Consider the following 26,420-nt stretch of genomic DNA (forward strand, 5'->3'; position numbering starts at 1 on the left):
TATTTCGGAACAGAGATTAATACTTATATTACAATAACTTACACGGGATGTGCAAAAAAAAATACCGATGCATCCCTACAGCAACGGGCTGCGGGTGTCATCGGCTTATCGTTTGAGTTAACCATGGGATTATTGGGTTACATTATTAGATGTAGGCGCTACATTAGTGGTATGCGGCGCTACATTCGGATGATGCGCGAACGCGCCCATACCGGAAGTTTTTTGATTAATGGTTTCCCGCGTTTTTTGCTGGGACTGCTGCGCTTGCTTATACTGCTTGTCCACATCGTATTTCAATGCATGCCGAGGCGCGGTATACATGTTCTGCTGCTTCATCATATTAAAAAATTCCCCTTGCAGCTTCAGTGTATCCGCAGTCAGATCCGTAAACATTTGACGGACATCAGGACAAGAGGCTTCCGTCGTAGCTGTCGTATACTCTCGCACGGCCCGTTTCAGCTCTCCCAGAATAGGGCTAAGCATATCCTCTTCGGGCAGGTATGAAGATCCATTAGGCGTTATCATAAGTCGTTCCTCCTTAACAATTTTGCATCCTGGTCTATATCTCCTCTTATTGAGGCTGCGTCGGCGCGATATTGCTGTGAATCTGCAGTGAGTTAACCAATGTATCGAGATGCTGCTCATGGCGTCTTACGAATCCCAGCAGCGCCTGCTGGATTGCAGGATTTTGACTGGCTGCGGCTGTCGCGGCACAATGCTTGGCCAGCATGGTCTCGTTGGAAATGCAATCCGCAATATAGTCCAGTTCTTTTGAGGTTAGAGGCTGTAATTGCTGATTAGGTATCATCTTTGTGTTTGTTCCCCTTTCCAATTAGGTTGCACAGGGCTAGTATGCCACCTATATAAAAATCTATGTCGTGAGATGTCATTAAATACGAAAGGAACGTCCAAACTAATAACGATGTGACAATGAGGGGGTGAGGGACCATGTTACTGACCGGCGGAACAACGCCCTGGAAATATTTGAACACCGAACCAATAAAAGGATATCCCGGTCTATCAGAACAGCTCAGCTGTGATGTGCTAATTGTCGGCGGCGGTATTAGCGGTGCGCTGATGGCCTATGTGCTGACCAAGCAAGGCGTGGACACCGTCCTGCTGGAGAAAAAACGCGTATGCGAAGGCAGCACATCCGCCAATTCGGGGCTGTTGCAATTCTCTAGCGACTGCTCCCTATCTGATCTGATCCAACAATTTAACGAACAACGGGGCTCCTCCTTCTACATGATGTGCAGAAACGCTGTACGTCGGCTCACCGAAATCGCAAATCATCTGTCCAGGGATTCCGGCCTGATCCCGCGAAGCAGCCTCTACTATGCCAGTAACCCCCGAGATGTCGGCATGCTTCGCCATGAGTATGACCTGCTCAAACGCAAGGGCTTCGATGTGGAGTACTGGAACCGCGAACATGTGAAGGCTAACTTCCCGTTCTCAAAAGAGGCTGCCATCTATACTCGCGGCGATGCCGAAGTCGATCCCTACCGTTTCGGGCATAATCTTCTCCAAGATGCCTGCGAGCACGGGCTGCGAATTTACGAAAATAGCGAAGTGAAGGAAACTCGGTATACCGACAGCGATGTCACCGTCTTAACCGATCAAGGAAGCGTCCTCGCCAGGAACGTGATCTGGGCCACCGGGTATAGCACCCAAGAATGGAAGCCTGATTATCAAGCGGAGCTGCTCAACACCTATGCCATCCTGACGGAGCCTGTATCCGATCTGTCTTCATGGTATGAGCGAGCATTCATATGGGAAACAAATCGCCCTTATCTTTATTTCCGGACAACGCCGGATCAGCGAATCATAGCCGGAGGGCTGGATGAACCGCTTCCTCCTTCAGGCAAACCAGAGGAATACGCTGAACCGAGAGGCCGGAGATTGCTAAATGAAATCCAGAAACTGTTCCCCCATATGACGGATTTGAAAATCGCTTGCAGTTGGGCCGGCGTGTTTGCCACAACCCGAGACGGCATCCCGTTGATCGGCAGACACCCGCAGTATCCGCACAGCTACTTTATCGAGGTGTATGGCGGAAACGGGACCGTTTACAGCATGATCGCTGCGGATCTGCTGGCCGAGACGATTGCAGGACGTGAGCCCGAAGAGCTGAAGTGGTTCTCCCTGACACGGCCAATCGACCTGAAAATGACATAAAATAATTGAAGGTACCTCCTTATAGGCCATGGGGCCTTGGAGATACCTTCTTGCGTTGTAGGGGTTGCGCCGTAACGATGTCTTTTGTTTATCAACTCACCGTTCGTTAACTTGCATAACGCTTTGACGCGAGCGAATGCGATTAGGCTTTAGGTGTTTTAGGTGACTTGTCCTTTGGAAGGAAACAACTTTCGTATAAACAGCCACGATCCGATAGGGGAAGCCCCCAGAAACAGCAGCAGCAGCGTTACCGTTAACGTGTCCTGCCTAAATGACAGAACGAGAATAAATACAAGCAGACCCGTAATTCGGCCTACGGTTAGACTGAGTTCCCGCAGCACGACCAGTTCCACCCGCTTCTCCACATTTTCCTGATTCACTCCCATAAGATCAAAGCTGGCCGATATAGCCGGCATCATGTAAAGCGGAATAAACAGCGACGTCCCGATTCCCAGCACCAACAGCGTAGTATAGTTGACAGCAAACAGCAGCGGCATGATTACCAGCAGCATCAATATCGAACCTACCAGCATGCCGGTTTTACGAAATTTGGGCTTGAACCACTTCCCGCAGGCCCAGTAGCTGACCAGCGAAACCGCCGAAGTAATCAATGCGAACTGCCCCAGCTTCGATTCCTGGTCCGTCGCCACAAAAACAAGGAGTGTAATGAGAAAGGAAAACACACCTTCCCTGATTCCCTGAACGGCCAAGCCGAATACCGCGTATTTCCAGACCCCGCCCTCCTTGAGTCGGCTGACCCCCTCCAGCCAATGATAGTCGCTCTGGACCGGTCGTTTTCGCAGAAAAAAGCTCAGCACCACCGTCGCCGCGAAGATGACCATCGATACGGTAAAAATAAACCTGTAGCCCTGATCCCCATGCATCATCGTGATGATCCAACCCGCCATCCACGGACCGATAATCCCCGTTATGGAGCCCAGGAGTCCGATCCAGCCATTAAACCAGTCCCGATTCTCTGCACTCGAAATCTCGAAATAAACCACATTAAAGGCTAACCAGAATAATCCCAATGACACGCCGAACAGCAAGCCAAGAGGCCAAATATAATGGACGGCACCCCGCCCTGCCCACAGAACGCATAGATAAAACAGGGCAGACACCGCAATACCCAGGCGAAGCGCATTCATTTTGTTATGCTCCTTCACCCATTTGCCGGCGGCCCAGAACGTCAAGCCCAATGCGACCTGCTGAGCAATCGTGAACCAACCGAGCATCGTATAGTCCTGGCGGCTTTTCCATAAGTATACGTTGAGGAATGTACCCGACAATGCACTCGATAGTATAAACAACCCATGAACGGATAACAGAAGCATAGCCTGGGGGGCCTTTGTCAACTTCATATACAGTTCCTCCCTTGCCCTCACACTTGAAGTCCAAGGTATTTTACCCCTCTAACCCCCACTTCATGAACAAAAAAAAGGAAACCGCCGCAAGCAGTTCCCTTAAACTAGCCGTGGATCGGCATACAGCGCCTTTCCGCAAACCCTATTCCTTTTTATGGATAAAGCTTTTGATCATCCGAAGCCGGTCGTTCTCTGCCAGATTGTACTGGACATGGAAGCATCCAGGGCACACGTATACATTTAAATCATATGGCGGCTGAAGGATAGGGCCTTGAATAAAGGCTGTGTTAACCGGCTGGAAGCCTTCCCCGCTTACATGCTGCGTTCCGGCATGAAGCATATACTCTCTGCAATGCAAGCACTCGGGAACTTCCTCTTGCTGGTCCAGAATCCCCTCTACCGTCTCCTCAAATGCAAAGAGGTCATGATCCTCCCCGTACTTATCCACGGTTCGAAGCGAGGAGAGTGTTTCATGGTCGGATCCCCATATACGATGAAGATCACCCGCTTCCTCATCGGAAGCCTCATAAGCCTCTTCATATTCCTCCGGATCGTCCTGTACATCCTCGTCTTCCAATGCGATATTCAATGTGCGGTAGCCTTTAAGCTCGTTCGCACAGTGAGGACAAGTATCTTCGGGACCTATCTCTTCATCCCATACAATCTCACTTTGGCACCATGGGCAAACCGTCGGTTCCATCGATCATTCATCCCTTTCTTTATTCAAACGGCCATGAATGGCCCTATTAACTTTATTTTTATTGCGACATCAAGTATACAATACCCGCCACAAAAAAAATCAAGGCGGCCGCAAACAATATCCGCGGTAAATATTTCATCGTCCTTTTCCTCCCGAAGCCCTTAAATGATGCTCGCTCCAATAATGTAAGATAAAGATACGGTGATAATTAGTACGATTAAGCCAACTGCACGGTTATCCTTGCCAATTTCTTCATCGACCGAAAACACGGGCGTCAAGAACTCAAGCAACCAATAAGCTAATAAAAGCAGTATAAACCCGAAGAATGACCATTTAATCATGCCATAAATGGACGTATTGGCTGTTATGCTATACCGCATCACGTTACAGATGCCAAACACCTTGCCGCCGGTCGCCATAGCTGCAGCGACATTTCCTTTGCGTATTTCATCCCAGCAGTTGTACTTGGTAACCAATTCAAAGCAATACAAGTAAACAATAAGTGCAAGTATCGCAACCGAGAAATAGCCGACGAGCACCCCAAGTGGATGGGTCAGCAAATGATCAATCGCTTCCGTCATTCCCTTTTTTCCTCCCTGATATAAACGGGATGCGGCACCTTTCGCATCCCGTCGTTCTGAACCTTATGATGATATGTTATACGATTGAAGGAGAAAACGGTTCCTGATTTCTTACTTTCCTTATTTCAACTCGGCAATCGTAACGCCATTGCCGCCTTCGCCGTAATTGCCTAAACGATGACTCTTAACATGTTTGTGTTTGCGCAAATAATCCTGAATTCCGGTTCGCAGTATTCCGGTTCCCTTACCATGTATGATGTAGATCTGACCCAGGTTCCCCAGAAATGCCTCATCAATGAACCGATCCACCTCGATCAGCGCTTCTTCCAGATTCGCTCCTCTTAAATCCAGCTCATTCCGGATGTTGGTATCGCGAGTCCGCTTCAAGATGGTCGCATGCTGTTTCGGCGCTTGTTTGGCACTTGCTGCCGAATTCGACAAAAGCTCCAAATCATCCAGCGCGACCTTCATCTTCATGATGCCAAGCTGAACAACGGCTTCCTTGGACCCGGCCATTTCTACAACATGCCCTTTCTGATTCAGGCTGGATACCCGAACCTCATCTCCTGGCTCAATGCTGCGCTGCTCCTTCGCTGAACGTTGGGCAGCCGTCTTCTTACCCTGCTGCGGTTCGGCGTCATCCAGACGCTTTCTGGCAGCAATCAGCTTGTGCTCCTTAACGGAGGCCCCTTCCTCCTGGGCAATCTTGCGCAGATCCGCGATGATTTCCTCGGCCTCGCTCCGGGCCTTGTCCACGATCTGCCTTGCTTCCGTACGAGCTTTATCAACCAGCTTGTCCTTCTGCTCTTCCAGCTTCTGAAGCTCGTGCTGGTGACGAAGACGCAGATCCTCCATTTCCTTCCGAACCTGCTCCGCCTTCTCACGTTCTACTTCCGCGGTGTGACGGTTCTCCTCGAGCGATGCAATCATATGCTCTACCCGTTGATCTTCTTCCTTCACTTCGCCACGGGCAAATTCCAGAATGGATCCCGGCAATCCCAGACGTTCTGCAATAGCAAACGCATTACTACGTCCAGGTACGCCTACCAATAGGCGGTAGGTCGGGCTTAGGGTATTGATATCGAACTCCATGCTGGCGTTGATCACACCTTTGCGTTCGTATGCATAAGCCTTCAATTCGGAATAGTGCGTTGTCGCGATCATGCGGCAGCCCATGCGGTGGATATGCTCCAGGATGGAAATCGCCAGAGCGGAACCCTCCGCAGGGTCCGTCCCTGCTCCCACCTCATCAAGCAGCACCAGACTCTTCGGCGTCATCTGGCTTAATATGCGGATGATGTTAGTCATATGGCTGGAGAAGGTACTGAGGCTCTGCTCAATGCTTTGCTCATCGCCAATATCCGCGTAGATCGCATCAAACACGCACATCTGGCTGCCTTCTTCGGCAGGAATAAAGAGGCCGGACATCGCCATCAGATTTAATAATCCGATCGTTTTGAGCGTAACCGTCTTACCGCCGGTATTCGGTCCCGTGACAATGATGGATGTATAGGAATTACCTAATTCCACATCAAGCGGCACAACCTGATCCGCCGGAATCAGCGGATGTCGGCCTTTGCGCAGCTTAATATAACCTCTGTCATTCATTCTTGGTAGTGAAGCCTTCATTACATGGGCTAAACGAGCCTTGGCAAAAATAAAGTCGAGCTGGCCGATCAGATCCAAGTCAATGGATAGCAGCTCAGCCTGTTCGCCGACCTGGGCGGTCAGCTTCTGCAGAATCACTTCGATCTCCCGCTCTTCCCGCATTCGCGTCTCGCGCAGCTTGTTGTTCATGGCTACGATGGATTCCGGCTCAATAAACAACGTCGCGCCTGACCCGGACTGATCGTGCACGATACCGCCAAAATGCGAGCGATATTCCGCTTTTACGGGAATGACAAAACGGTCGCCGCGAATCGTAATTAACTGGTCCTGCAGCATCTTCGCCACGGATTGCGATCGAATCATGGACTCCAGTTTCTCGCGAATGCGAACTTCTCCGCCCCGCAGTTCCCGCCGGATCTGGGAAAGCTCCGCGCTTGCGGAGTCCAGCACCTCAGCAGCATCGTCAATACAGAGCCGAATGGCATCTTCCAGCGGCTTCTGCTCCGAAATAAGATCACTCAGATTATAGAGGATCTCAATCTTCTCGTCCTCGTGGATCGCTGCAATAAACCGCTTGATTCGGCGTGATCCATGAATCGTATTCGACGCAGCCAGCAATTCATGGGGATTAAGCGTCCCCCCGATTCTGGCTCGCTTCAATGCGTCGTTAATATCGGTAATCCCGCGGAAAGACGGATTGCCCTTGAGCCTGTCCACGGTGTAGGCCTGATCAGTAGCCGCAAGCAGATCCTTTACCGCCTCCAGGTCGGTTTCAGGCATTAACGTTTCAGCTCTCGCACTTCCCATGGAGGTTTGAGTGTATTGTGTTAATGTATTTAAAATTTTTCGGTATTCTAAAGTTTGCAAAATCTTGTCATTCAAGAAGTTCACAACTCCTCTCAATCAATGCATATATTATATCGAAACTAATACGAATTCGCCAAGGAATCCAAAAACCTTCCACACATAACCGACGGCCCTATTGAACAAAATAAATTCTGCGTAACATTCCAGTCTTATTCTAAGGAGGCAGGTACCATGCAATTTCTCGGGCATGTTGTTCGATTTATCGTTGCCGCGCTCGTTCTTATGGTTGTCGGATGGATTGTCCCCCAATTCACCGTCGGCGGATTCGGAAGCGCCCTGTTGCTTGCACTCGTTATCGCCCTGATTGGTTGGGCTATCGAGGGCATCTTCGGCAAAAAAGTCACGCCGTTTGGACGTGGCATCGTGGGCTTCCTGGTGAGCGCACTCGTGATTTACCTTGCCCAGTTCATCGTTGGAGGCGTTAGCGTCTCCGTACTGGGCGCCTTGCTTGCTGCACTGGTCATCGGGATCATCGATCTGTTCATTCCGGTTTCCACCCCTTTTGAAGCAGGCAAATCCCGCAAAGAATAAGATAGAAGAACGCCCGCTTCTGTTAGAGGATTCCTCTGAAGCCCTCTTTCTGAACGAACCGAACGGCAGCAGTATCCCCACACTAACCCCCTGTTAATCTGAACAGGGGGTTTTCCATCTTCTCCTATATTATAAAGTAAATCTATATCATCGTTTGAAACCGTTCACGTTCACCAATTTTTCATAACACGTATGTGCACCCACTCTTTTTCTGCGCTATCATAAAGATTGGAAATTATATTTCACAATTATTTCATAGTCAGGAGAGATTTCAGTGAAAAAAGGCATTGCTTTACTTGTTTCATGTATGCTCCTATTTGTATTGGCTGCCTGCGGTGGAGACCAGAAAGAGTCCCAGGGAGATTCAGCGATCTCGGATACTGGTGTAGCACCGGAAGCTGAACTCGTGATTAAGGGCACCAATTTCCAATTCGACCAAGAGGAATATCGTCTCAAGAAAGGTGTGCCCGTCAAGATTACTTTCGAGAACGAAGACGGCAACCACGGCGTTATGATTCCTGCGCTCGGACTGCAGCTCGACCGTAAAAATAACTCAACTGTCGTTACGCCGGATGAGACGGGAGAATTCGAAGTTTCGTGTTCCATTATGTGCGGAGCGGGTCACAGCAAAATGATATCCAAACTTATCGTCGAAGAATAGTAGATCTTTCTCACGAAAATAAACCTCCGGATCGCCAGAGTATCCTCTGTCTTAATCCGGAGGTTTTTTCAGGTTCACATCTTCGCCATGGCCTAACGCTGATCCTGCTCAATCAACTCGATCCACTCATTATATTCAACTTGGAGCTTCGCATACTCTTCCTTCAGCTTACGGTGTTCTTCTTCAAGCTGCGCAGATTGCTCCGCCTTCAATTCCTGTTCTGCCTGAAGCAGACGATATTGGTGCATGACCAGCTCATACTGTTCACCTAAATCGGAATACTGCTGTGCCGCTTCACTCTTCTCGTCTTCCAGACGTTCATAGGCTTGGCGTGCGGATGCAATTTCCTGCTGCCAGGACTGGAGCTCTTCTTCGAGAGCAAGCTTGGTTCGTTTCCACTCATCGCGCTCTGCGGCCAGCTTCTCGCTATCCTCGGCAAGCTGTTGCCGTTCCGCCATCCCTTGCTGGTATTGCTCCTGCCACTGAACGGCGCGTTCCTCTGAATCTCTCAGCTGCTCGGCGAGTTCACGTGCGCGCTCTTCACTGGCAGCCGCCTTCTTGCGAAGCTCATCCAGCTGATTCGACACCGTATCGTATTCTTCTTCCAGCATAGCGTACAGTTTGCTGGTCTCTTCCTCTTTGACTCCCGCTTCCTTCGTGAGCTTCTCCAGCTCTTCATGGCGAAGCTGCAGTTCCTTCAATTCCTCTTGGGCACTTCTACGCTCAGACATAGTCCGGTCAGCTTCGTCCTTCATGACCTGGATCTCATCCTGAAGTCCCTTCATTCCTTCTTCCAGGCTCTCATTCGCTTCCATAAGCTCGACAATTCTCATCTCCAGCTCACCGGTTTCCTCTTTGCGCTGATCAGCCAGCGTGCGCCAGGATTGAAGCTCGCTGCTTAGACGCTGCAGCTCTTCCTGCTGCTTGCGGGAGGTCTGATTCGCATCCACCACAAGTTTCTGCAGACGACGGCGCTCTTCCTCCGACTTGGCGGATTCCTGCTTCAGGCCCTCGAGCTCCTTCGTCAGCCCTTCCACCTTCGTACGGAAGGAACGCAATTCCTGCGAAGAGGCCTCGGCTTGCTGTCTGGACGACTGGAGCGCTTCCTTCAGCTTGTCCGATTCTGCTTTTACAGCACCCAGTTCCTTCTCCGCGGACGACAAGCGTGATTGGAGCTGCCCGCCGCGCGTTCGCTGCTCGGCAAGCTGCTTCTCCAGCTCCTGGACGGTACTTGTATGCTTTTGCTCCATATCCTGCACGGTCTTCGTATTCTTCTGTTCCAGATCCTGCACCGTCTTCGTATACTTCTGCTCCATATCGTGCACGATCTTCGAGTGCTGCTGCTCCTTCAGGAGTGCCTCTTGTTTATAGGTGTTCTCCTGTTTCTTCAATTGCTCAGCCAGCTTCTCCTCGGCCTGCTTCGCAGAGGTCCGTTGACTCTGTTCCAGCTTCTCGATAACCTGCTTATGAGTGAGCGTCAGCTGCGAAATCTGCCCTTCATAGCGGCGCTTCATATCTTCAATAGACTGCTTATGACCGTTCTCCAGCTTCTCGCGCTGCTCCTTAAGACGGGCCTCAAGCTGCTGCTTCTCCTTCAGCAGTTCCGCCACGCGGTCCGATTCCTTCTGAAGCAATTCCTTCGTACGCTCTGACTCCGCGGTTAGATTCTCCTTGGACTTCCTGTATTCCTCAGCCAGCGTAGTCTGCTCCGCCAGCTTGCGCTCCAACTGCTCCTGCTGCTGACGATGTCTCTCCTGCTGCTCGATTTGAAGTCCTTGCACCTTGGCAAGCTCCGTACGCAGTTCATTTCGCTCGGCCGTCATCTGCTTGGCCTCATTCTGGAACTCCAGCTTCTGCAAAGCTTCTTCAGCCATATGTACTGCAGCTAGGACGGCAATGCGCGGGGTATCCAATCGAGAGTGCGCCTTGGATATGGTACGCATGCGATCATCTACATAATTCGCTACCTGTCTGGTATAATCACTGCTACTGCCAACGAGTTTATAGGAAGTTCCGTAGATGTCTACGGTAACGCTTTTACGGTCCGATGTAGTCAAAATTGTGCCCTCCTTCTATTATGTGTAGATTCTATGATGTCTGAAATGGTCTATTCTCTACATTCATTATATATGAGATAACATCTGTAGACGAACCTTAAGAAAACAGACCGAAGTTTGGTATATGATAACACAGTTTTGTGCTTATAATTATGTACCCTGCGGGCGTCCTGATGCAAATCCCAGTTCAATTTAGAGCAAAAAAGCCCGCATCGAATCCCTGATGTAATGGATTCGATGCGGGCGTTCACAATTCCTGCTATTTTCTTAATTCTGCGCCAAAAGTTTGCTGAAGGGCAGCAACCGCTTTTTCCGTGACGCTAGCAACCTCTTCATCGGTCAGCGTCCGTTCCTGATGACGGTACGTCATGGAGATGGCAACACTCTTCTTACCCTCTCCAAGCTTGCTGCCTGTGAAGACGTCAAATACCTGAATCTGCTGCAGAAGCTCACCTGCATTCTCCTTGATCACTTGAATCAGGGAGCCGGCTTCAACCTCCTCATTCACCACGATGGCAAGATCGCGTTCCATACCCGGGAATCTAGGCAAATCGCGGTAAACGACGCGGGCGTTAGTCAGATTATACAGCGGCTTAAGGAGAATCTCGGCGGCATAGGTATCTTCCAAATCCAGTTCCTGCTGCGTCTTTGGATGAATTTGTCCAAGTACACCTAGCAGCTGCTTGTTCTCGCCTTGACCCGCATATACGGAAGCAGAACGTCCCGGGTGGAAGCCCACCGGTCCGTTGGCCTCGTAAGTGATCTCTTCTGCGCGAATTCCAAGGTAGTCGAGCACCGTTTCAAGCGCCCCTTTCAAATCGAAGAAATCCACTTTGGCCGGCTGGACATTCCATTGCTTGCTGCCTTTGCGTCCCGTCAGCAGCAACCCGAGAACCGGGCGTTCCAGCGGCTGCTTCGTCAACGTCTTCTCATGCGTATGGAACAGGTTCCCTATTTCAAACAGGGCCAAGTCCGGCTGCTTGCGGTTATGGTTGTACACCGCGATATCCAGCAGCTGCGGAAGCAGGCTGGTGCGAAGGACGCTGCGGTCCTCGCTCATTGGCATGGCCAGCTTAACCGCCGTACCATCTGACGACAGGGAGGTGAACATTTCCGCTTGCTGCGGATGGATGAAGGAATAACCCAGAACCTCCTGGAATCCGCTATGCGTCAGTAAACGGCGAAGCGAGCGGCGGATGGCCTGTGCTGCGGTCAATGAACCCGCTGTCGTCGGACCTTCAATCGCCGTTGTTGGGATATTGTCGTATCCATACAGACGGGCCACCTCTTCAATGAGGTCTACGTCAAGCACGATATCGCCGCGGCGGGACGGCACCTGAACATCTACCATTCCTTGGCCCGCATCTCCGCATGGGAAATGCAATCGGGCGAAGATCGTTTTCACTTCAAGCAGAGACAACTCCGTACCCAGATAACGATTGAGCTTCTCCAACGACAACGTAATCACGGTAGGCTCAGTGTCCGCACTACCTGCTTCGACGATTCCCTGATGGACAGCGCCACCGGCATATTTCGCCATCAGTGCCGCTGCACGGTTCAGTGCGGGAATAACTGCGGCGGGATCCACTTCCTTCTCGAAGCGGGAGCTTGCCTCCGAACGCAGTCCCAGCTGACGGGATGTTTTGCGAACGGTACCGCCATCGAACTTAGCCGACTCTAGGAAAATATTCACCGTGCTGTCCGTTACTTCGGAGTCCAGGCCGCCCATAACGCCAGCCAAGGCTACCGGCTTGCCCCCTGCTGTAATCACCAGCATATGCGGCTCCAGGCGACGCTCCGCGCCGTCCAGCGTTACCATCGTTTCTCCAGCTTCAGCCATACGCACATGGACCGTGCCATCCTTCAGCTGATCTGCATCAAAAGCATGCAGCGGCTGGCCATATTCCAGCATCACATAGTTCGTAATGTCCACGATATTACTGATCGGGCGCACGCCCGCTGCCATCAACCGGTTCTGCATCCACAGCGGAGAAGGACCGATCTTGACTCCGGTAATATAACGTGCCGCGTAATGGCTGCACTGCTCGTCAGCCCCGATCGTAACCGAGATATGATCAGCTGCTGCATCTTGAACCTCCAGAATTTCCTTCTCCGGGTTCGGAAGACTCAGCTCACGCCCCAGAATGGCGCTCACTTCGTAAGCTGCTCCCAGCATGCTGAGACAGTCAGAGCGGTTCGGCGTCAGATCCAGCTCCAAAATTTCATCGTTAAGACCCAGCACATCTTCAATTGGCTTGCCGATTTCCGTATCAGCCGGAAGGACCAGAATCCCTTCCTGGAGCTCTTTAGGCAGCAGTTTGTCATTCATGCCCAGTTCCTTCGCCGAGCAGATCATGCCTTGGGAGAGCACGCCGCGCAGCTTGGCCTTCTTGATATCCATACCGCCAGGCAGCTTCGCGCCTACAAGCGCCACCGGCACCTTCTGGCCCGCATCCACATTTTTTGCTCCGCACACGATCTGGAGATCTTCCTCCTGACCCGCATCCACGATACATACATTCAGCTTGTCTGCATCAGGGTGCTTCTCCTTACTCTTAACGTAGCCTACGACCACTTTGTTAATGCCTTGATTCCGTTTCTCAATCACATCGATTTCAATACCAGCCGAAGTAATGCGGCTTGCCAAATCCTCTGAGGTTACGCCTTCGAGCGAAATATAATCGGACAACCAATCGGTTGAAACTCTCATTGTCTATTCACTTCCCTTTATCGTTAAAATTAGATCCGCGTGAACTGGTTCAAGAATGCTGTATCGTTGTTGAAGAAGTGACGGATGTCATCCACGCCGTATTTCAGCATCGCAATCCGCTCAACCCCCATACCGAAAGCAAAACCGCTGTACTTCTCAGGGTCATAACCGCCCATTTCAAGCACCTTCGGATGAACCATGCCGCAGCCTAAAATCTCAAGCCAGCCTGTTTGCTTGCATACACGGCAGCCACTGCCGCCGCATCTTACACAGGATACGTCCACTTCCGCGCTCGGCTCCGTGAACGGGAAGAAGCTTGGACGCAGACGGATCTGCGTGTTATCGCCGAACATCTCCTGCACGAATTGCAGCAGCGTCCCTTTCAGATCACTCATGCGAATGTTCTCGCCGATGACCAAGCCCTCGATTTGATGGAACTGGAACGAATGCGTCGCGTCATCGTCATCCCGGCGGAATACACGGCCCGGGCAGATGATTTTGACAGGAGCTTTTCCGTTCATCGACAGCATCGTCCGGGCTTGCACCGGGGATGTCTGAGTACGCATCAGCAGATCTTCCGTCAAATAGAAGGAATCCTGCATGTCGCGTGCCGGGTGATTCTTCGGCAGATTCAGCGCTTCGAAGTTGAAGTAGTCCGTTTCCACCTCAGGGCCTTCCGCTACCTGATAACCCATCCCGATGAAAATATCCTCGATATCCTGGATCACCTTGCTCAAAGGATGAACCGCGCCTTGGCTGAGCTTGCGTCCCGGAAGGGTTACGTCCACCTTCTCTGCACGCAGGCGCTCTTCGGTTTCCTGCTGCAGAAACGCTTCCTGCTTGCCGGAGATGACTTCCTCAATCGCGCCCCGAACGTCATTGGCCACCTGGCCGATAACGGGACGCTCTTCTGCGCTCAGCGCTCCCATTCCGCGCAGGATTTCCGTCAAAGCACCTTTTTTGCCAAGGTATTTCACCCGCAAATCATTCAGCTGCTGCGGATCGGTAACATCCTGCAATTGCGCCAATGCTTCCTGCTTCAATGCTTCTAATTTTTCCTTCATGGCTATTCGCACACCCCTTTGTAAACTCCATCATAGTACTGAAAACAAAAAAGACTGAAAACAAAAAAGGCCTCTCCTCCCGAAAAGGGACGAAGAGACCGTGGTACCACCCTTGTTAACATGCATCATACCCAAACCAAGGCGGTAAAAGCCTTAGGCCCCGAGTATGCCTCATCATGCTCACTTAACCGACGTAACGAATCGGACCCGTTATCCCCTACTGACCGGCTGCGTGCCGTGTTCAAGGAACTGCTCCGGAGCGAACTTCACTAGCCTGTTTCTATAGGGACACTCTCAATCCACGGCATCCCTTCCCTGTAAAGAGGCACTAGCTACTTTTCTCCATCCACGCATTTATTACATATGCAAATATATAGGGTTTATTATATGCAACCTTTCGGGATATGGCAAGTTTCATTTCCCCATTTTAACCCCATCTGACTGATTTTAATCGTGATCCCTGATCTTATTCCGACTGAAGCCTGGTCAGCTCAGCCCGGAGCTCCCTAATCTCGGCAAGCCAGCTCGCCTCGTCCCCGGCTTCAAAATCTTCGGCTGATAAGCCCAGTAATTCCTGAATCCGATATTCGAGCTCCATTCGCCGATTGTCCTTCTCCGTATTCCCCCTGATCACACCGGTTCGCGAGGCCTGTTCTTCCTCCTCGTCCACACTTCCCTCAAACCAAACCGGAGCTTCCCCAGACTTCAGCGTGAGCAGCCGGTTCGCGATTTTGCGCACCAGATACCGGTCGTGGGATACGAGCGCTATCGCACCCGGAAAGCTTACAAGCACTTGTTCAATCACCTCGCGGGTATCCACATCCAGGTAATTCGAAGGTTCATCCAACACGAGCAGATGCGCCCCGCTGAAATACAGCTTGAGAAAAGCCGTTCTGCACTTCTCCCCCATGCTCAGCTGTCCCATCTTCTTAAACACATCGTCCCGCCTGAAGAGGAACGAGCCCAGCAAGGTACGCGCACGGCTCTCCGTCATTCCCGGAATGACGAGCAGGCTGTCCAGCAGCGTGGTTTCGGGTTCCAGCCCCTCAAGTTCCTGTGAGAAATAACCAATCTTAACGGAAGGATTTCGGGTAATCCAGCCCTCCTGCGGTTCGATTTCGCCCAGCAGCAGCTTGAGCAATGTCGTTTTCCCACTCCCGTTAGGGCCTCTTACAGCCAACCGGTCGCCGCGGTTCAGATAGAAGGTGAGCTTATTAAAAAGCGGTTGATCTTCGTAACCAAAACAGATATCCTTCACTTGGACAAGGGTACGGCCGCCGAAAGCTTCCCCTTCCAGCTCCATGTTCAGCTTAGGACCGTTTCGCGGTTTATCCACCCGCTCTGCTTCCAGCCGTTCCAGCGCTTTTTCCTTGGCATGATATCTTGAGATGTTCTTCTTGGCCTTGGCTTTGTAAAAGCTGGCGGTGATCTTGACGTCATTTACGTCCCCGGCCGCGTTATGCGCTTTATGGAACCACTCCTCGTATCTTCGGATCGATTCCTCCAGCGCTTTGCGGGCCAGCTCCTGCTTCCGGTAAAGCGTCTCCTGTTCGCGCAGCTCCCGCTCTTTTTCGCGGCGGTAATTCGTATATCCTCCCCGGTAACGCCGGAGTTCCTCCGAGGTCAGCTCGCATACAGAGGTTGCTACCCGGTCGATGAATTCCCTGTCATGGGAAACAAACAACACAGTGCCTTTATAGGACGACACCAGCCACTGCTCCAGCCAGACCAAGCTGTCACTGTCCAGATGGTTTGTGGGCTCGTCGAGCAGTAAAAATCTCGGTGCCGATACAAGGAGCCCTGACAGCATGACCTTCGTCTTCTGGCCTCCGCTCAGCTCGCGGTAGGACACAGGCCACACCTCCGGCCCGATGCCCAGCATCGTCATTGCTTTCTCCACCTCGGTCTCCCACTGGAAACCGTTCTGGGACTCATAACGCTCCAGCAGATTGCCATATTGCTCAAGCAATGGTTCCATTTCTGCAAGGCTGCCGCCATTCATCTGCTGCTCGACGCCGGCAAGCTGAAGCTTCAGCTGCCATAATGAAGGATGACTGCGGCTGCGCACCGTATCGATGGCACTCCTATCGATTTCGTCCGGCTCATCCCGCTGCCTGAGCCAGCCCCAGCGCTCTCGCGGGAGAATCGTCTCCACAACGCCCGAGGTCGGTTCGAGCTCGCCGGCCAGGATCGAGAGAAGCGTGGTTTTGCCGGTACCGTTGCGCCCGTACAGCGCAATCCGTTCTCCTTCCGCCACCTCCAGCTGAATACCTTCAAACAGCGGCCTTCCTTGGAGCTCCATACTTATATCTTTCGCTTTTAGAATCATGGTCATATCGCTTCATCCTCTCTCTTTGAAAAAACTAAAAAACCGCAAGCGATGGCCTGCGGCGGATGTTATAAAGAGAGGTATGGGTCTGGTCTGATTTAACGGGACGAATTCGCACGACCGACACTAACTTCGGCTGTTCATTCCAGTCCAGCCTTGACTGCTATTGAAATGAAGCTCAATAACCTCGCCGTTAGCGGAAGCTGCAAATCCGTTCCATGGATGTGATTGTATTGCATTAGAGTACCATTTCAACATAACAAAAAGAGGCACCCCAGTCACATTGTTCAGACACACCAAATCTCTCCTCTACCGCCGTAGAGAAACGCCTGCAAAACCACATGCAGTTGTTTAGAGAAAAGGGTGTCTTACTTCATTGGACTAGGTTACCTCGCATTCTTGGAATGAAATTATGGCCATTATAACAGATATTCCGCGCTTGTAAAAGGGGTGATTAGAGGAATATTTGAATTCCTATGATTGACACATCTAGTATACAAAATGGCCCCCTATGCTGCCCCATGTTTATTCCGGTCCCATTCGCATTTCGCAATAAAAGGCAAACAAAAAACCCTTGTCACCAAGGGTTTCCGTTCTAACTATAAGCGGGTGATGGGAATCGAACCCACGCTACCAGCTTGGAAGGCTGGAGTTCTACCATTGAACTACACCCGCACATATACCTACAAAAGTGACGCTATGCTTCGGAGCATATTCCGATTACTTTTGCGAGGCCCTAATTCATAAGCGAATCGGGACGACACGATTTGAACATGCGACCCCCTGGTCCCAAACCAGGTGCTCTACCAAGCTGAGCTACGTCCCGATAATGAAGATGGCGTCTTTTGAAGACAAAAATAAATATACCATGTCGAACACATAATTTCAACATGTATTTTATGGAAAATAGATCGCCCGTATATTAAAGCAAACAGCATCCTTCCTGGGAGGGAAAGATGCTGCATTACCTTGACCTGATATGAAGCAGGGCTGTAAAAGCACCTTGCCTATTTTTTGTCGAAGGTCACTTCCGGTGTCGTCAATTTATCATAAAAATCCACAATTTTGTCTTTATCCTCCGAAGCACGGAGTGCCATGGCGGAGCGTGGATGTTCGTCCAGGGTGCCTGTAATCATGTAAGGCATGATATAACCCCACTCTTCTTTTTCGCGAAGAGGGATCATGTAGCGCTCGATAATATCCAGTACCGGACGCAACTCATACTTCGTGCCTTTCAGATGGGTAACCAGAAGCTCGGTCGGGCAGTTGCCGGCCGCACGTCCCATCCCGTACACGGATGCATCCAGAAGCTCAACGCCAAGATCTGCAGCGACCAGCGTGTTGGAGAACGCCAGCTGCATGTTGTTATGGGTATGAACGCCCAGACGTTTGTTCGGCAGATGCGTCTTGAACTTATTTACAAGGTATTCCATATCTTTATGATCAAGGCTTCCGTAAGAATCGACGATGTAGACCACATCCACGACACTCTCCTTGATCAGCTCAAAAGCTTCCAGCAGCTCGTTCTCCATCACGTTGGAGAGAGCCATAATGTTCAGCGTAGTCTCATAACCACGATCGTGGAAGGTCTGTACCAGCGCAAGCGCCTTATCCACGTCTTTGATGTAACAAGCGACACGGATTAGATCCAGCAAGCTTTCCTCGCGCGGCAAAATATCGTCTTCATCCACACGGCCGATATCTACAAGGGCGGACAGTTTGGTCTTGCCTTTATGAGGAATCACTTCTCTGAGGAAGTCATCATCCAGAAAACGCCAAGGGCCCGCCTGATCAGCGCCTTTCAGCAGTTTAGGCGAATTTTTATAACCGATTTCCATATAGTCCACGCCAGCCTCATTCAGGCCCGCATATAAATTTTGTACGAATTCCACACTAAAATCCCAATTATTGACCAGTCCGCCATCGCGAATGGTACAGTCTACAATCTTTGTCTGACTACTCTTAATCATTCTAAGCTAAACTCCTCTCGGCAATTTTTCTCTTCATCATACTTGAATGCCGGTTGAAAAGTAAAGCAAAAACGTCCGAAGGACGGACGTTTTTCAAAGGGATATGGGACTGCCGCTGACTCTTCATTTCATAACAAGCGCTTCAATCCATGACGACCTGGACCTGCTTAAGAATCCAGTCGGTGATGGTACGAACGAGCACGCCGGTTGCCCCTTTGGGATCCACGCCTCGCTCCTTGGACAAGTAAGCCGTACCTGCTATGTCAAAATGCACCCAAGGCAGCCCATCAGCAAATGTCCCCACAAAAAGACCGCCCGTTATCGTCCCGCCTTCTCGGCCCGTCTGATTTCGTAAATCCGCCACCTCACTCTTCAATTTATCCCAGAACTCCGGATAGGATGGAAGCGGCCATATTTTTTCGCCGGCCCTCCGAGAGGAGGCAATAAACTCTTGCAAAAAGGTCTCATCATTAGTTACGGCCCCAGTGGCTATATCCCCAAGAGCCGAAACGACAGCACCTGTCAATGTGGCCACATCAATCAAACGCGAAGCCCCGAGCTGCTTGGCATAAGTTACTCCGTCCGCAAGCACAATACGTCCCTCAGCATCCGTATTCAATACTTCGATGGTGCGACCGCTCAGCGTCGTGACGATATCGCCGGGTTTAAAGGCACTACCGCTCATTACATTCTCCGCTGACGGAATCACCATCACTACATTTACTTTGGGACGAATCCGTCCGAGGGCTTCCATAACGCCCAGTACGGTAGCCGCCCCGCCCATGTCGCTGATCATATTCTCCATCCCGGATGCCCTCTTCAGCGATACACCACCGGTATCAAACGTAACCCCCTTACCAACAAGACCGATCACATCCTCCCACGTCTCCCGTCCCTGATAACGGAGCGCAATCATGCGCGGTGGATGTATGCTGCCTTTACCTACGGCCAGAAGGCCGCCCATGCCCTTCTCGACAAGTCCTTCCTCGTCCAGTACCTGTGCTTCAAAACCGTTCCGTTTCGCAACCTGAAGCGCCTTCTGGGCCAAGTCTTCCGGCAACAGCATATTGCCGGGCAGGTTCGTTAAATCCCGTGCCAGACAGGTCGCTTCTCCAATCGCTGCGCCTAATGACATCCCCTTCGTCCACCCAGCTTCAAATTCCGCATCCATATCTTCTTCTATATAATAGAGGATTTCTTCTAAATTCGTTCGTTCGGCAGCATCACGCTTATAATGAGGTTTCCGATAGCTTCCGAGGATAAAACCTTCAGTTAAAGCCTGAGCAGCATCTTGGGGAGTCTGTTCGGCAGTGAAGTTGACCATCGTATTCGGAATTTGAATGGCAGCACTGCGTACCCCCGATGTCACGGCGGCTTTCACCGCCTGTGCTGCAAGCAGCCGCAGCTGCTCGGATGTCAAGATTCCTTCGGGGCGGCCCAGCCATATTAACAGGCGTGATTCGCCTTCGATGCTCTCCGGCCATACGAATGACCGATTGGGAGTTCCGTCAAATAACCGACTCTCGGCCAACGGTTTGAGCAGTGGATCCCAGGATTCGGAAACACCGCCTTCCGCCGCTTGTTTTTTCGTTACGGGAATGATGATGGCATCGGTATGCACCTGCCCGGATGATAAGCTGCCTTGTAATGTCCACTTCATGCGTTCTTCTCCTCCTAAAAAAGAAAAAGCCATTCCATCGGAACAGCTGCTCTCGTATTTATTTCAGGCATGGATCGTACATTCTTATACTTCCGAAACGTCCAACTTGGGAAATGTGATCACAAACTCCGTCCCGCTACCAACCTGACTATCCACGGCAATCGAGCCACCATGATTTCTAATAATACTGTAACTCACGGATAATCCCAGCCCCGTTCCGCTCTCTTTCGTTGTGAAGAATGGATTGAACAGATGGTTCAATGTATTCTGATCCATGCCGCCGCCGTTATCCGAAATGCAGATGTTGATATGTTTCCCCGTATCGCGGGCGGAAATATCAATCACTCCGGTGATATTCTCATCATGATGCTCATTAATCGCATCCAGGGCATTTTTAATAATATTCAGAATCACCTGTTTGATCTGCTTCACATCCACGGAAATAAACGCAGGTGGGGTCTTATCAGTATGCAGAATAATCTGGCATCCCTTCATTAAGGCTTCACTTTCAGTTAGTAGAACGACTTCCTTCAATAAAGAGGATACGGACACAATCTTGGTTTCTGGAGCAGAGGGTTTGGAGGAATTTAGAAACTCATATATAATATCATTCGCACGATCGATCTCCGTAAGGATAATTCTGGCATATTCGTCCTTACCTAAGCTTACGAGATGTGGACGAAGCAGTTGGATGAAGCCACGGATGGAGGTCAGCGGGTTCCGTATCTCATGGGCAATGGATGCCGAGATCTTTCCCAGCATGGCCAGCTTATCGTTCTGATAAGCGGTTTGCTCAATTCGTTTGAAGTCGGATACATCCTTCACGCTGATCAGAAAATCGCCTTCCATCTGGTCCCCATAAGTCATGGTGATCAACCACGATCTGCCATATTCATCAACCAGTTCATGAAATCTCTTGCGATGGAATACCGTTTCCCGGAAAATGCGAAGTATTTTTCTCTTCTTGAATCTGGAGAGCTGGGGATGACGCAATAGTTGGGTCAGCGTACAGCCAGTCAGCGATTTACGGGATACACCTAATAATTTTGCCATCTGTACATTAACAAATGCCAACACACCGTCACTATCAAAGAGGATGATCCCGCTGTCGAGATTCTCCAGTATGTTCTCATACTTGTTCCTAATAAGCTGGCTGGAATGAAAAGAACGAATAGCCTGCAGCTCAGATTCACGGATTTGACTCAACAAGATGGCTCCCCCTTTTCTTGAAAAGTTGAACTCACCAAACCGACAAAAAACCTTGCAATAATCAGCTTGTCCGCCTTTGAATCAGAAGCAGCCCGAATCTGCTTCCTTCCATGATAGTCATCGAGACAAAGAAACGTCAATCAGAAATCCTGTCGAAAAATGGGAAATTGCATAAAAATACCATCCTTAGTTCTTATGTATTTCTGTTTATGTACTGTATCTAACACCTATTCCCAAACAACTAATATAATTATTACCCCCTTTGATTCCATTTGAAACATTAAAAAAGCCCCGAATATTCACGAGGCTTTATTAATTCCTGTTAAGGTTGCTTCTGGAGCCGGAGCCTGCGCTGACTCATCACGGCAAGTCGTCTTTTCAGTTCGCCCTGCCACTTCTCATCCTCCATCCATTTGGCAACCACCAGGAGATCTAACGACATATCAATCTGACTCTGAACCACCGTTAGCGGATCCTCCGACTCCCGGTTGACAACATTCTCAAAAATCGCGTCCTCATCTTCCATCACATAATCCTGAAAATCCACCTGGGATGCTCCGTCACCATGGGCATATTCAGCTAATATTTCATACTCATTCTCAACCCGATGGTGTACTTCGACGCGATGGCAGACCGGACAAGACAGCAGGGGAACATTATGTACTTGAGTGCGATAATGCTTCAGTGTACCCTTTGTACCCATCATACTAGCCCCACAGCAAAAACTCATATCGTTCACCCTCCTTTTGTGGATTCTCAACCGTTTCAAAATATTGTATTCGCTTTCACTCCCGCTAATTCCTTCACGAAAAAAACCTCGATTAAAAATTAAGGCACGATTCCCTAGGGTTAAGTCTGTAAGCCTATATATTTATTATATATCAACGCAAGAGCGGTTCTCTAAACAAGAGTCTTCCCCGATTTCATCCAAAAAAAAACAGAGGTGAAAAAACCCCCATTACCTGCACATAATGTCAGATAATGAGGGTTGCCTTAACTTTAACGAAATGGAATTACAGGTTGCTGTCGCCTGGTTTCCAGTTCATAGCGCACAATCCGCCGGATTGAAGTGCTTGAAGAACGCGAAGCGTTTCTTCTACACTGCGGCCTACGTCGTTATGGTTAACAACTTGATATTTCAATTCGCCTTCTGGATCGATGATGTACAAGCCGCGCAGAGCAACGCCTTCTTCTTCGATCAGAACACCGTAGTCTCTTGCTACATTTTTGGTGATGTCGGAAGCCAGTGGGAAGTTCAATGCTCCCAGACCATTAGCTTCTTTAGCTGTGTTGATCCAAGCTTTGTGGCTGTGGATAGAGTCAACACTTACACCCAGAATTTCAGTATCCAATGCTTTGAATTGATCGTAAGCATCGCTGAGAGCCGTGATTTCAGTTGGACATACAAAAGTGAAATCAAGCGGATAGAAGAAGAATACGAGCCATTTGCCGCGGTAGTCGGACAGGCTTACTTTACCAAAATCTTTACCGTCTCCTGATACAGTTTCCATTGTAAAATCAGGAGCCGCTTTACCAACCAAACGTTCTGCCATGATTGAATTCCTCCTTAACATATGTAAGAAAATACGAGTATTTTCTACATGCTATGTTCCTATGAACATTTAATAGAAATGTTATCATTGAGGCTAATCAAAGTCAAGATTGTAAAGGTTATTTTATTATAATTATTATAAATAAGGAGTTTCTTTGAACGAATGCTTCTTCTATTAACGGATAGCCGCGGCGATCAAATCGCCCATTTCTGTCGTGCTGAGCGCCTTGCTCTTATCCACGGCAATGTCTGCTGTCCGATGTCCGGCATCAAGCACCTCGGCAACTGCACGTTCAATTGCGTCTGCCGCATCCTCGTAGCCGAACGTAAGGCGGTACATCAGCGCGACGGAAAGAATCGTTGCGATTGGGTTTGCCAAGCCTTGACCGGCAATGTCCGGTGCCGAACCGTGTACCGGCTCGTACAGACCGAAAGCTCCTTCACCCATGGATGCGGATGCCAGCATGCCGATGGAACCTGTCAGCATCGCTGCTTCATCGCTTAGAATATCACCGAACATGTTCTCGGTTACGATCACGTCAAAGCTGGACGGACGGCGCAGCAGCTGCATCGCGCAATTGTCTACCAGCACATGCTCCAGCTCCACATCCGGATATTCAGGAGCGATGCGGTTTACGGTTTCGCGCCACAAGCGGGACGTTTCCAGCACGTTCGCTTTATCGACAGAAGCCAGCTTCTTCCGGCGCTTCTGTGCAATCTCGAAGGCTTGATGAACAATGCGCTCTACCTCCGCCGTGTTGTATACACAGGTATCTACCGCTTCTTCCCCACCAGCACCTTCGCGTCTGAACTTCTCGCCGAAGTATATGCCTCCTGTCAGCTCACGAACGACCATCAAGTCGGTACCTTCCAGAACTTCAGGCTTCAATGTGGACGCATCTTTCAAGCAATCGAAAATGACAGCCGGACGCAGGTTGGAGAACAGGCCAAGCTCTTTACGGATGCCAAGCAATCCGGTTTCCGGACGAAGCTCCTTCGAATTGTTGTCCCATTTCGGTCCGCCCACCGCACCCAGCAATACAGCATCAGCACTTTTACATACATTCAGCGTTTCTTCTGGCAGCGGCGTCCCTTTCTCGTCAATGGCAATGCCGCCAAACAGCGCATGTTCCGTCGTAAATGAATATCCGAACACCTCTTCGGTACGTTTAATGATCTTCTCCGCTTCCGCCACTACTTCAGGGCCGATGCCGTCTCCGGCAATTACCGCGATTTTTTTCGTTTCTGCCATTCTTCGTCACTCCTTATTTATATATACACTGGTCGTATTTAATCATCTAGTTACTGTTGTAACATACTTTCCCCTCGATTGACCAAGATATAGAAACTATGAACTTAATTCATTTTGCCTATAAGTAGGGGAAATGTGATCAGAGAGATGGCAGCGCCGAAGAGTTGTACAGAAGCTTCGAAGAGGTAATGTCGAGAGCGGCTTAAAACGAGTGAGGCTTAATGCGTGGGGCCTTATACGAGAGCGGCTTTATGCGAGAGCAGTTTTTGCGAGAGCAGTTTTTGCGAGAGCTTCGAAGAGTTAATGTGGGAGGCTCCGAGTACGTATCGTTCCTCCAATCGCTGTTGTCGCCGAATTTCTGGATTGTATTTTAGGGGTTGAAATTCGGCTCCAAAGGCGACCGCTTCGCTTTTCCGGAATCGATTGTCCTCTCCGCTGCTTCGAAGTTAATGGATTGGCGGGCCTCCGGAGAAGAGCACATCTCCCTGACCACAAGGGTGGTGGGAGGTAGAAGAGCCGCCCTATGCATAAAGCATGGGGCGGCTCTTGAAGGTAACCTCTTGTGGAGGGATTTGGTTACTCCTAGGCTTTCTTTTTGCTGGTTGTTTCTTGTTTCTTTTTTCTTGCTACTTACTCCTACCATTTGTTCTTACTCAAGCTTCTTACTCCTTCATCCTTGAGCTTTGATCCTTGCTCCTACTAGTTGCCACGTTCCTGCTACTTTCGATCCTCCATCCATCTCCCGCTTCTGCCTTTAACTGGCCAACTCCAGGAAGAGAGAAGGAATATTACAAGTCGGCTTTTTGGAACAACTCGTCAAGGTCTGGCACCTGAATGGGATGCTTCTTCTGGAAATCGTTGAACAGTCTTTCCCGGAGCTCGTAATAACTTTCCATGCCCTTCATGCTCTCGTCCGACAAGATGCTCTGGATGAATTTGCTGTTGTAGAGCGAGGTTTGATAGCCCTAGATAAACCTCATCACTGCTCTAAAACTCTTCACGCCGTTAGTTACATTTTTCTGCCAATACGCTACAATAGGGGTGAATTTGTCTTATACCCTAAACGACCAAGGAGTGATCATTGATTATGCAGTACACTGCTCTAGGTAAATCCGGTATGAAAGTAAGTCGTTTGTGTCTGGGGACGATGAATTTCGGTCCTGCCACGGATGAAAAGGAAGCTTTCCGCATCATGGATGCAGCGCTTGACGCCGGCGTCAACTTCTTCGATACGGCCAATGTCTACGGCTGGGGCGAGAACTCCGGGCTGACCGAAACCATTATCGGACGCTGGTTTAATCAAGGCGGGGGCCGCCGCGAGAAAGTCGTTTTGGCTACCAAATTCTACGGCTCCATGAGTGATCCTCTGGATGGCCCCAACAATGAAGCCGGACTATCAAGCTATAAACTGCGCCGTCATCTGGAAGCATCGCTGAAGCGTCTGCAGACAGATCATATCGAGCTGTACCAAATGCATCACGTGGATCCTTCTGTCACATGGGACGAGCTGTGGGGAGCTTTTGAGGTTGCGGTTCATCAAGGAAAAATCGGATATGTCGGATCCAGCAACTTTGCGGGCTGGCAGATTGCGGTTGCACAAGCCGCAGCTCAGAGCCGGCACTTCCTCGGCTTGGTTTCCGAGCAACATAAATACAGTCTAACTTGTCGATTACCGGAACTCGAAGTGCTTCCCGCTTCACAGAAGCTCGGACTCGGCGTCATTCCATGGAGTCCGCTGGACGGCGGGCTGTTGGGACGCAATGCGCTTAAGAAAATAGAAGGCACGCGCAGCGGAGGCAACGCGGAACGCGTGGAGAAGTATCGCTCGCAGCTGGAACAGTTCGCGGCACTCTGCCAGGAGCTGGGCGAACCGCAGGACAATGTCGCCCTTGCCTGGGTGCTTAAGAACCCGGCGGTTACGGGACCGATTATCGGGCCGCGCACGCTGGAGCAATTCGAAAGCTCCCTGCGCTCGCTTGAGATTGAACTCGATGAATCCGTGATGAAGCGTCTGGATGAAATCTTCCCGGGTCCGGGCGGCGCTGCTCCGCAGGCCTACGCCTGGTAAGATTCGGATTCCGCTTGGGGCGCCAAAATAAAACTCTGCCTTATCTCGTGGATCAGCTGCAT

At 50.3% G+C, this 26,420-nt stretch carries 20 protein-coding genes, 2 tRNA genes and 1 other annotated feature; of the genes, 4 read left to right on the top strand and 18 right to left on the bottom strand.

The features are described 5' to 3' along the window. Positions 1 to 129 precede the first annotated feature (129 nt). Entirely contained in the window at positions 130 to 525 is a 396-nt protein-coding gene (locus CRG97_RS26025; RefSeq protein ID WP_098748562.1) for a spore coat protein, read from the bottom strand. 46 nt (positions 526 to 571) lie between these two features. Further along, positions 572 to 808: a hypothetical protein gene (locus CRG97_RS26030; protein ID WP_098748563.1), complete on the bottom strand. Its 237-nt coding sequence runs from the start codon at positions 806 to 808 to the stop codon at positions 572 to 574. Between the two features lie 140 nt (positions 809 to 948). Between CRG97_RS26030 and CRG97_RS26035 the strand changes: the two genes are divergently transcribed. Next, positions 949 to 2,175 carry an NAD(P)/FAD-dependent oxidoreductase gene (locus tag CRG97_RS26035; protein ID WP_098748564.1) on the top strand — a complete coding sequence of 409 codons (1,227 nt, stop codon included), beginning with the start codon at positions 949 to 951 and terminating at the stop codon, positions 2,173 to 2,175. Between the two features lie 158 nt (positions 2,176 to 2,333). On the opposite strand, the gene CRG97_RS26040 is transcribed toward CRG97_RS26035, so the two are convergent. From CRG97_RS26040 to CRG97_RS26055, 4 genes are all read right to left on the bottom strand, one after another. Further along, complete coding sequence (locus tag CRG97_RS26040) at positions 2,334 to 3,536, bottom strand: MFS transporter (RefSeq protein WP_098748565.1); 1,203 nt, start codon at positions 3,534 to 3,536, stop codon at positions 2,334 to 2,336. Between the two features lie 145 nt (positions 3,537 to 3,681). After that, positions 3,682 to 4,239 (bottom strand): hypothetical protein, encoded by a 558-nt coding sequence (locus tag CRG97_RS26045; RefSeq protein WP_098748566.1) that lies wholly within the window; start codon positions 4,237 to 4,239, stop codon positions 3,682 to 3,684. A 161-nt stretch (positions 4,240 to 4,400) separates the two neighbouring features. After that, positions 4,401 to 4,820: a DUF350 domain-containing protein gene (locus tag CRG97_RS26050; RefSeq protein ID WP_076324523.1), complete on the bottom strand. Its 420-nt coding sequence runs from the start codon at positions 4,818 to 4,820 to the stop codon at positions 4,401 to 4,403. Positions 4,821 to 4,940: 120 nt separating this feature from the next. Further along, on the bottom strand, positions 4,941 to 7,310 hold the full coding sequence (locus CRG97_RS26055) for an endonuclease MutS2 (protein ID WP_098748567.1): 2,370 nt from the start codon (positions 7,308 to 7,310) through the stop codon (positions 4,941 to 4,943). Positions 7,311 to 7,466: 156 nt separating this feature from the next. On the opposite strand from CRG97_RS26055, the gene CRG97_RS26060 reads away from it, so the two are divergent. Next, on the top strand, positions 7,467 to 7,826 hold the full coding sequence (locus CRG97_RS26060; protein WP_076324525.1) for a phage holin family protein: 360 nt from the start codon (positions 7,467 to 7,469) through the stop codon (positions 7,824 to 7,826). 274 nt (positions 7,827 to 8,100) lie between these two features. Continuing rightward, complete coding sequence (locus CRG97_RS26065) at positions 8,101 to 8,487, top strand: cytochrome c oxidase subunit II (RefSeq protein ID WP_098748568.1); 387 nt, start codon at positions 8,101 to 8,103, stop codon at positions 8,485 to 8,487. A gap of 92 nt (positions 8,488 to 8,579) precedes the next feature. Here the strand turns inward: CRG97_RS26065 and CRG97_RS26070 are convergent, their stop codons facing one another. The 12 genes from CRG97_RS26070 to leuB form a co-directional block, all read right to left on the bottom strand. Next, positions 8,580 to 10,544 carry a hypothetical protein gene (locus CRG97_RS26070; RefSeq protein WP_098748569.1) on the bottom strand — a complete coding sequence of 655 codons (1,965 nt, stop codon included), beginning with the start codon at positions 10,542 to 10,544 and terminating at the stop codon, positions 8,580 to 8,582. Between the two features lie 259 nt (positions 10,545 to 10,803). Then, positions 10,804 to 13,254: a phenylalanine--tRNA ligase subunit beta gene (gene pheT, locus CRG97_RS26075; protein ID WP_098748570.1), complete on the bottom strand. Its 2,451-nt coding sequence runs from the start codon at positions 13,252 to 13,254 to the stop codon at positions 10,804 to 10,806. Positions 13,255 to 13,283: 29 nt separating this feature from the next. Continuing rightward, positions 13,284 to 14,318 carry a phenylalanine--tRNA ligase subunit alpha gene (gene pheS, locus CRG97_RS26080; protein WP_098748571.1) on the bottom strand — a complete coding sequence of 345 codons (1,035 nt, stop codon included), beginning with the start codon at positions 14,316 to 14,318 and terminating at the stop codon, positions 13,284 to 13,286. Positions 14,319 to 14,400: 82 nt separating this feature from the next. Next, positions 14,401 to 14,676, bottom strand: a binding site (T-box leader). A gap of 108 nt (positions 14,677 to 14,784) precedes the next feature. Then, on the bottom strand, positions 14,785 to 16,653 hold the full coding sequence (abc-f, locus tag CRG97_RS26085; RefSeq protein ID WP_098748572.1) for a ribosomal protection-like ABC-F family protein: 1,869 nt from the start codon (positions 16,651 to 16,653) through the stop codon (positions 14,785 to 14,787). Between the two features lie 598 nt (positions 16,654 to 17,251). Further along, positions 17,252 to 17,322 (bottom strand) — tRNA-Gly (locus CRG97_RS26090). A gap of 77 nt (positions 17,323 to 17,399) precedes the next feature. Further along, positions 17,400 to 17,473 (bottom strand) — tRNA-Pro (locus CRG97_RS26095). Positions 17,474 to 17,654: 181 nt separating this feature from the next. Then, complete coding sequence (locus CRG97_RS26100; protein WP_098748573.1) at positions 17,655 to 18,617, bottom strand: aldolase catalytic domain-containing protein; 963 nt, start codon at positions 18,615 to 18,617, stop codon at positions 17,655 to 17,657. A gap of 142 nt (positions 18,618 to 18,759) precedes the next feature. Beyond that, the gene (locus CRG97_RS26105; protein ID WP_098748574.1) at positions 18,760 to 20,277 is read right to left on the bottom strand and encodes a leucyl aminopeptidase; all 1,518 of its coding nucleotides are present in this window, start codon (positions 20,275 to 20,277) and stop codon (positions 18,760 to 18,762) included. A gap of 84 nt (positions 20,278 to 20,361) precedes the next feature. Further along, complete coding sequence (locus CRG97_RS26110; protein ID WP_076324534.1) at positions 20,362 to 21,486, bottom strand: ATP-binding protein; 1,125 nt, start codon at positions 21,484 to 21,486, stop codon at positions 20,362 to 20,364. Between the two features lie 322 nt (positions 21,487 to 21,808). Next, positions 21,809 to 22,216 (bottom strand): hypothetical protein, encoded by a 408-nt coding sequence (locus tag CRG97_RS26115; RefSeq protein ID WP_015737147.1) that lies wholly within the window; start codon positions 22,214 to 22,216, stop codon positions 21,809 to 21,811. A 283-nt stretch (positions 22,217 to 22,499) separates the two neighbouring features. After that, positions 22,500 to 23,039 carry a peroxiredoxin gene (locus CRG97_RS26120; protein WP_009593058.1) on the bottom strand — a complete coding sequence of 180 codons (540 nt, stop codon included), beginning with the start codon at positions 23,037 to 23,039 and terminating at the stop codon, positions 22,500 to 22,502. Between the two features lie 174 nt (positions 23,040 to 23,213). Next, positions 23,214 to 24,290: a 3-isopropylmalate dehydrogenase gene (gene leuB, locus CRG97_RS26125; protein ID WP_076324535.1), complete on the bottom strand. Its 1,077-nt coding sequence runs from the start codon at positions 24,288 to 24,290 to the stop codon at positions 23,214 to 23,216. 1,087 nt (positions 24,291 to 25,377) lie between these two features. Here leuB and CRG97_RS26130 point away from each other — a divergent pair. Then, the gene (locus tag CRG97_RS26130; RefSeq protein ID WP_098748575.1) at positions 25,378 to 26,358 is read left to right on the top strand and encodes an aldo/keto reductase; all 981 of its coding nucleotides are present in this window, start codon (positions 25,378 to 25,380) and stop codon (positions 26,356 to 26,358) included. Positions 26,359 to 26,420 lie beyond the last annotated feature (62 nt).

It is taken from the genome of Paenibacillus sp. EZ-K15 (assembly GCF_002573715.1).
Taxonomy (GTDB): domain Bacteria; phylum Bacillota; class Bacilli; order Paenibacillales; family Paenibacillaceae; genus Paenibacillus_AQ.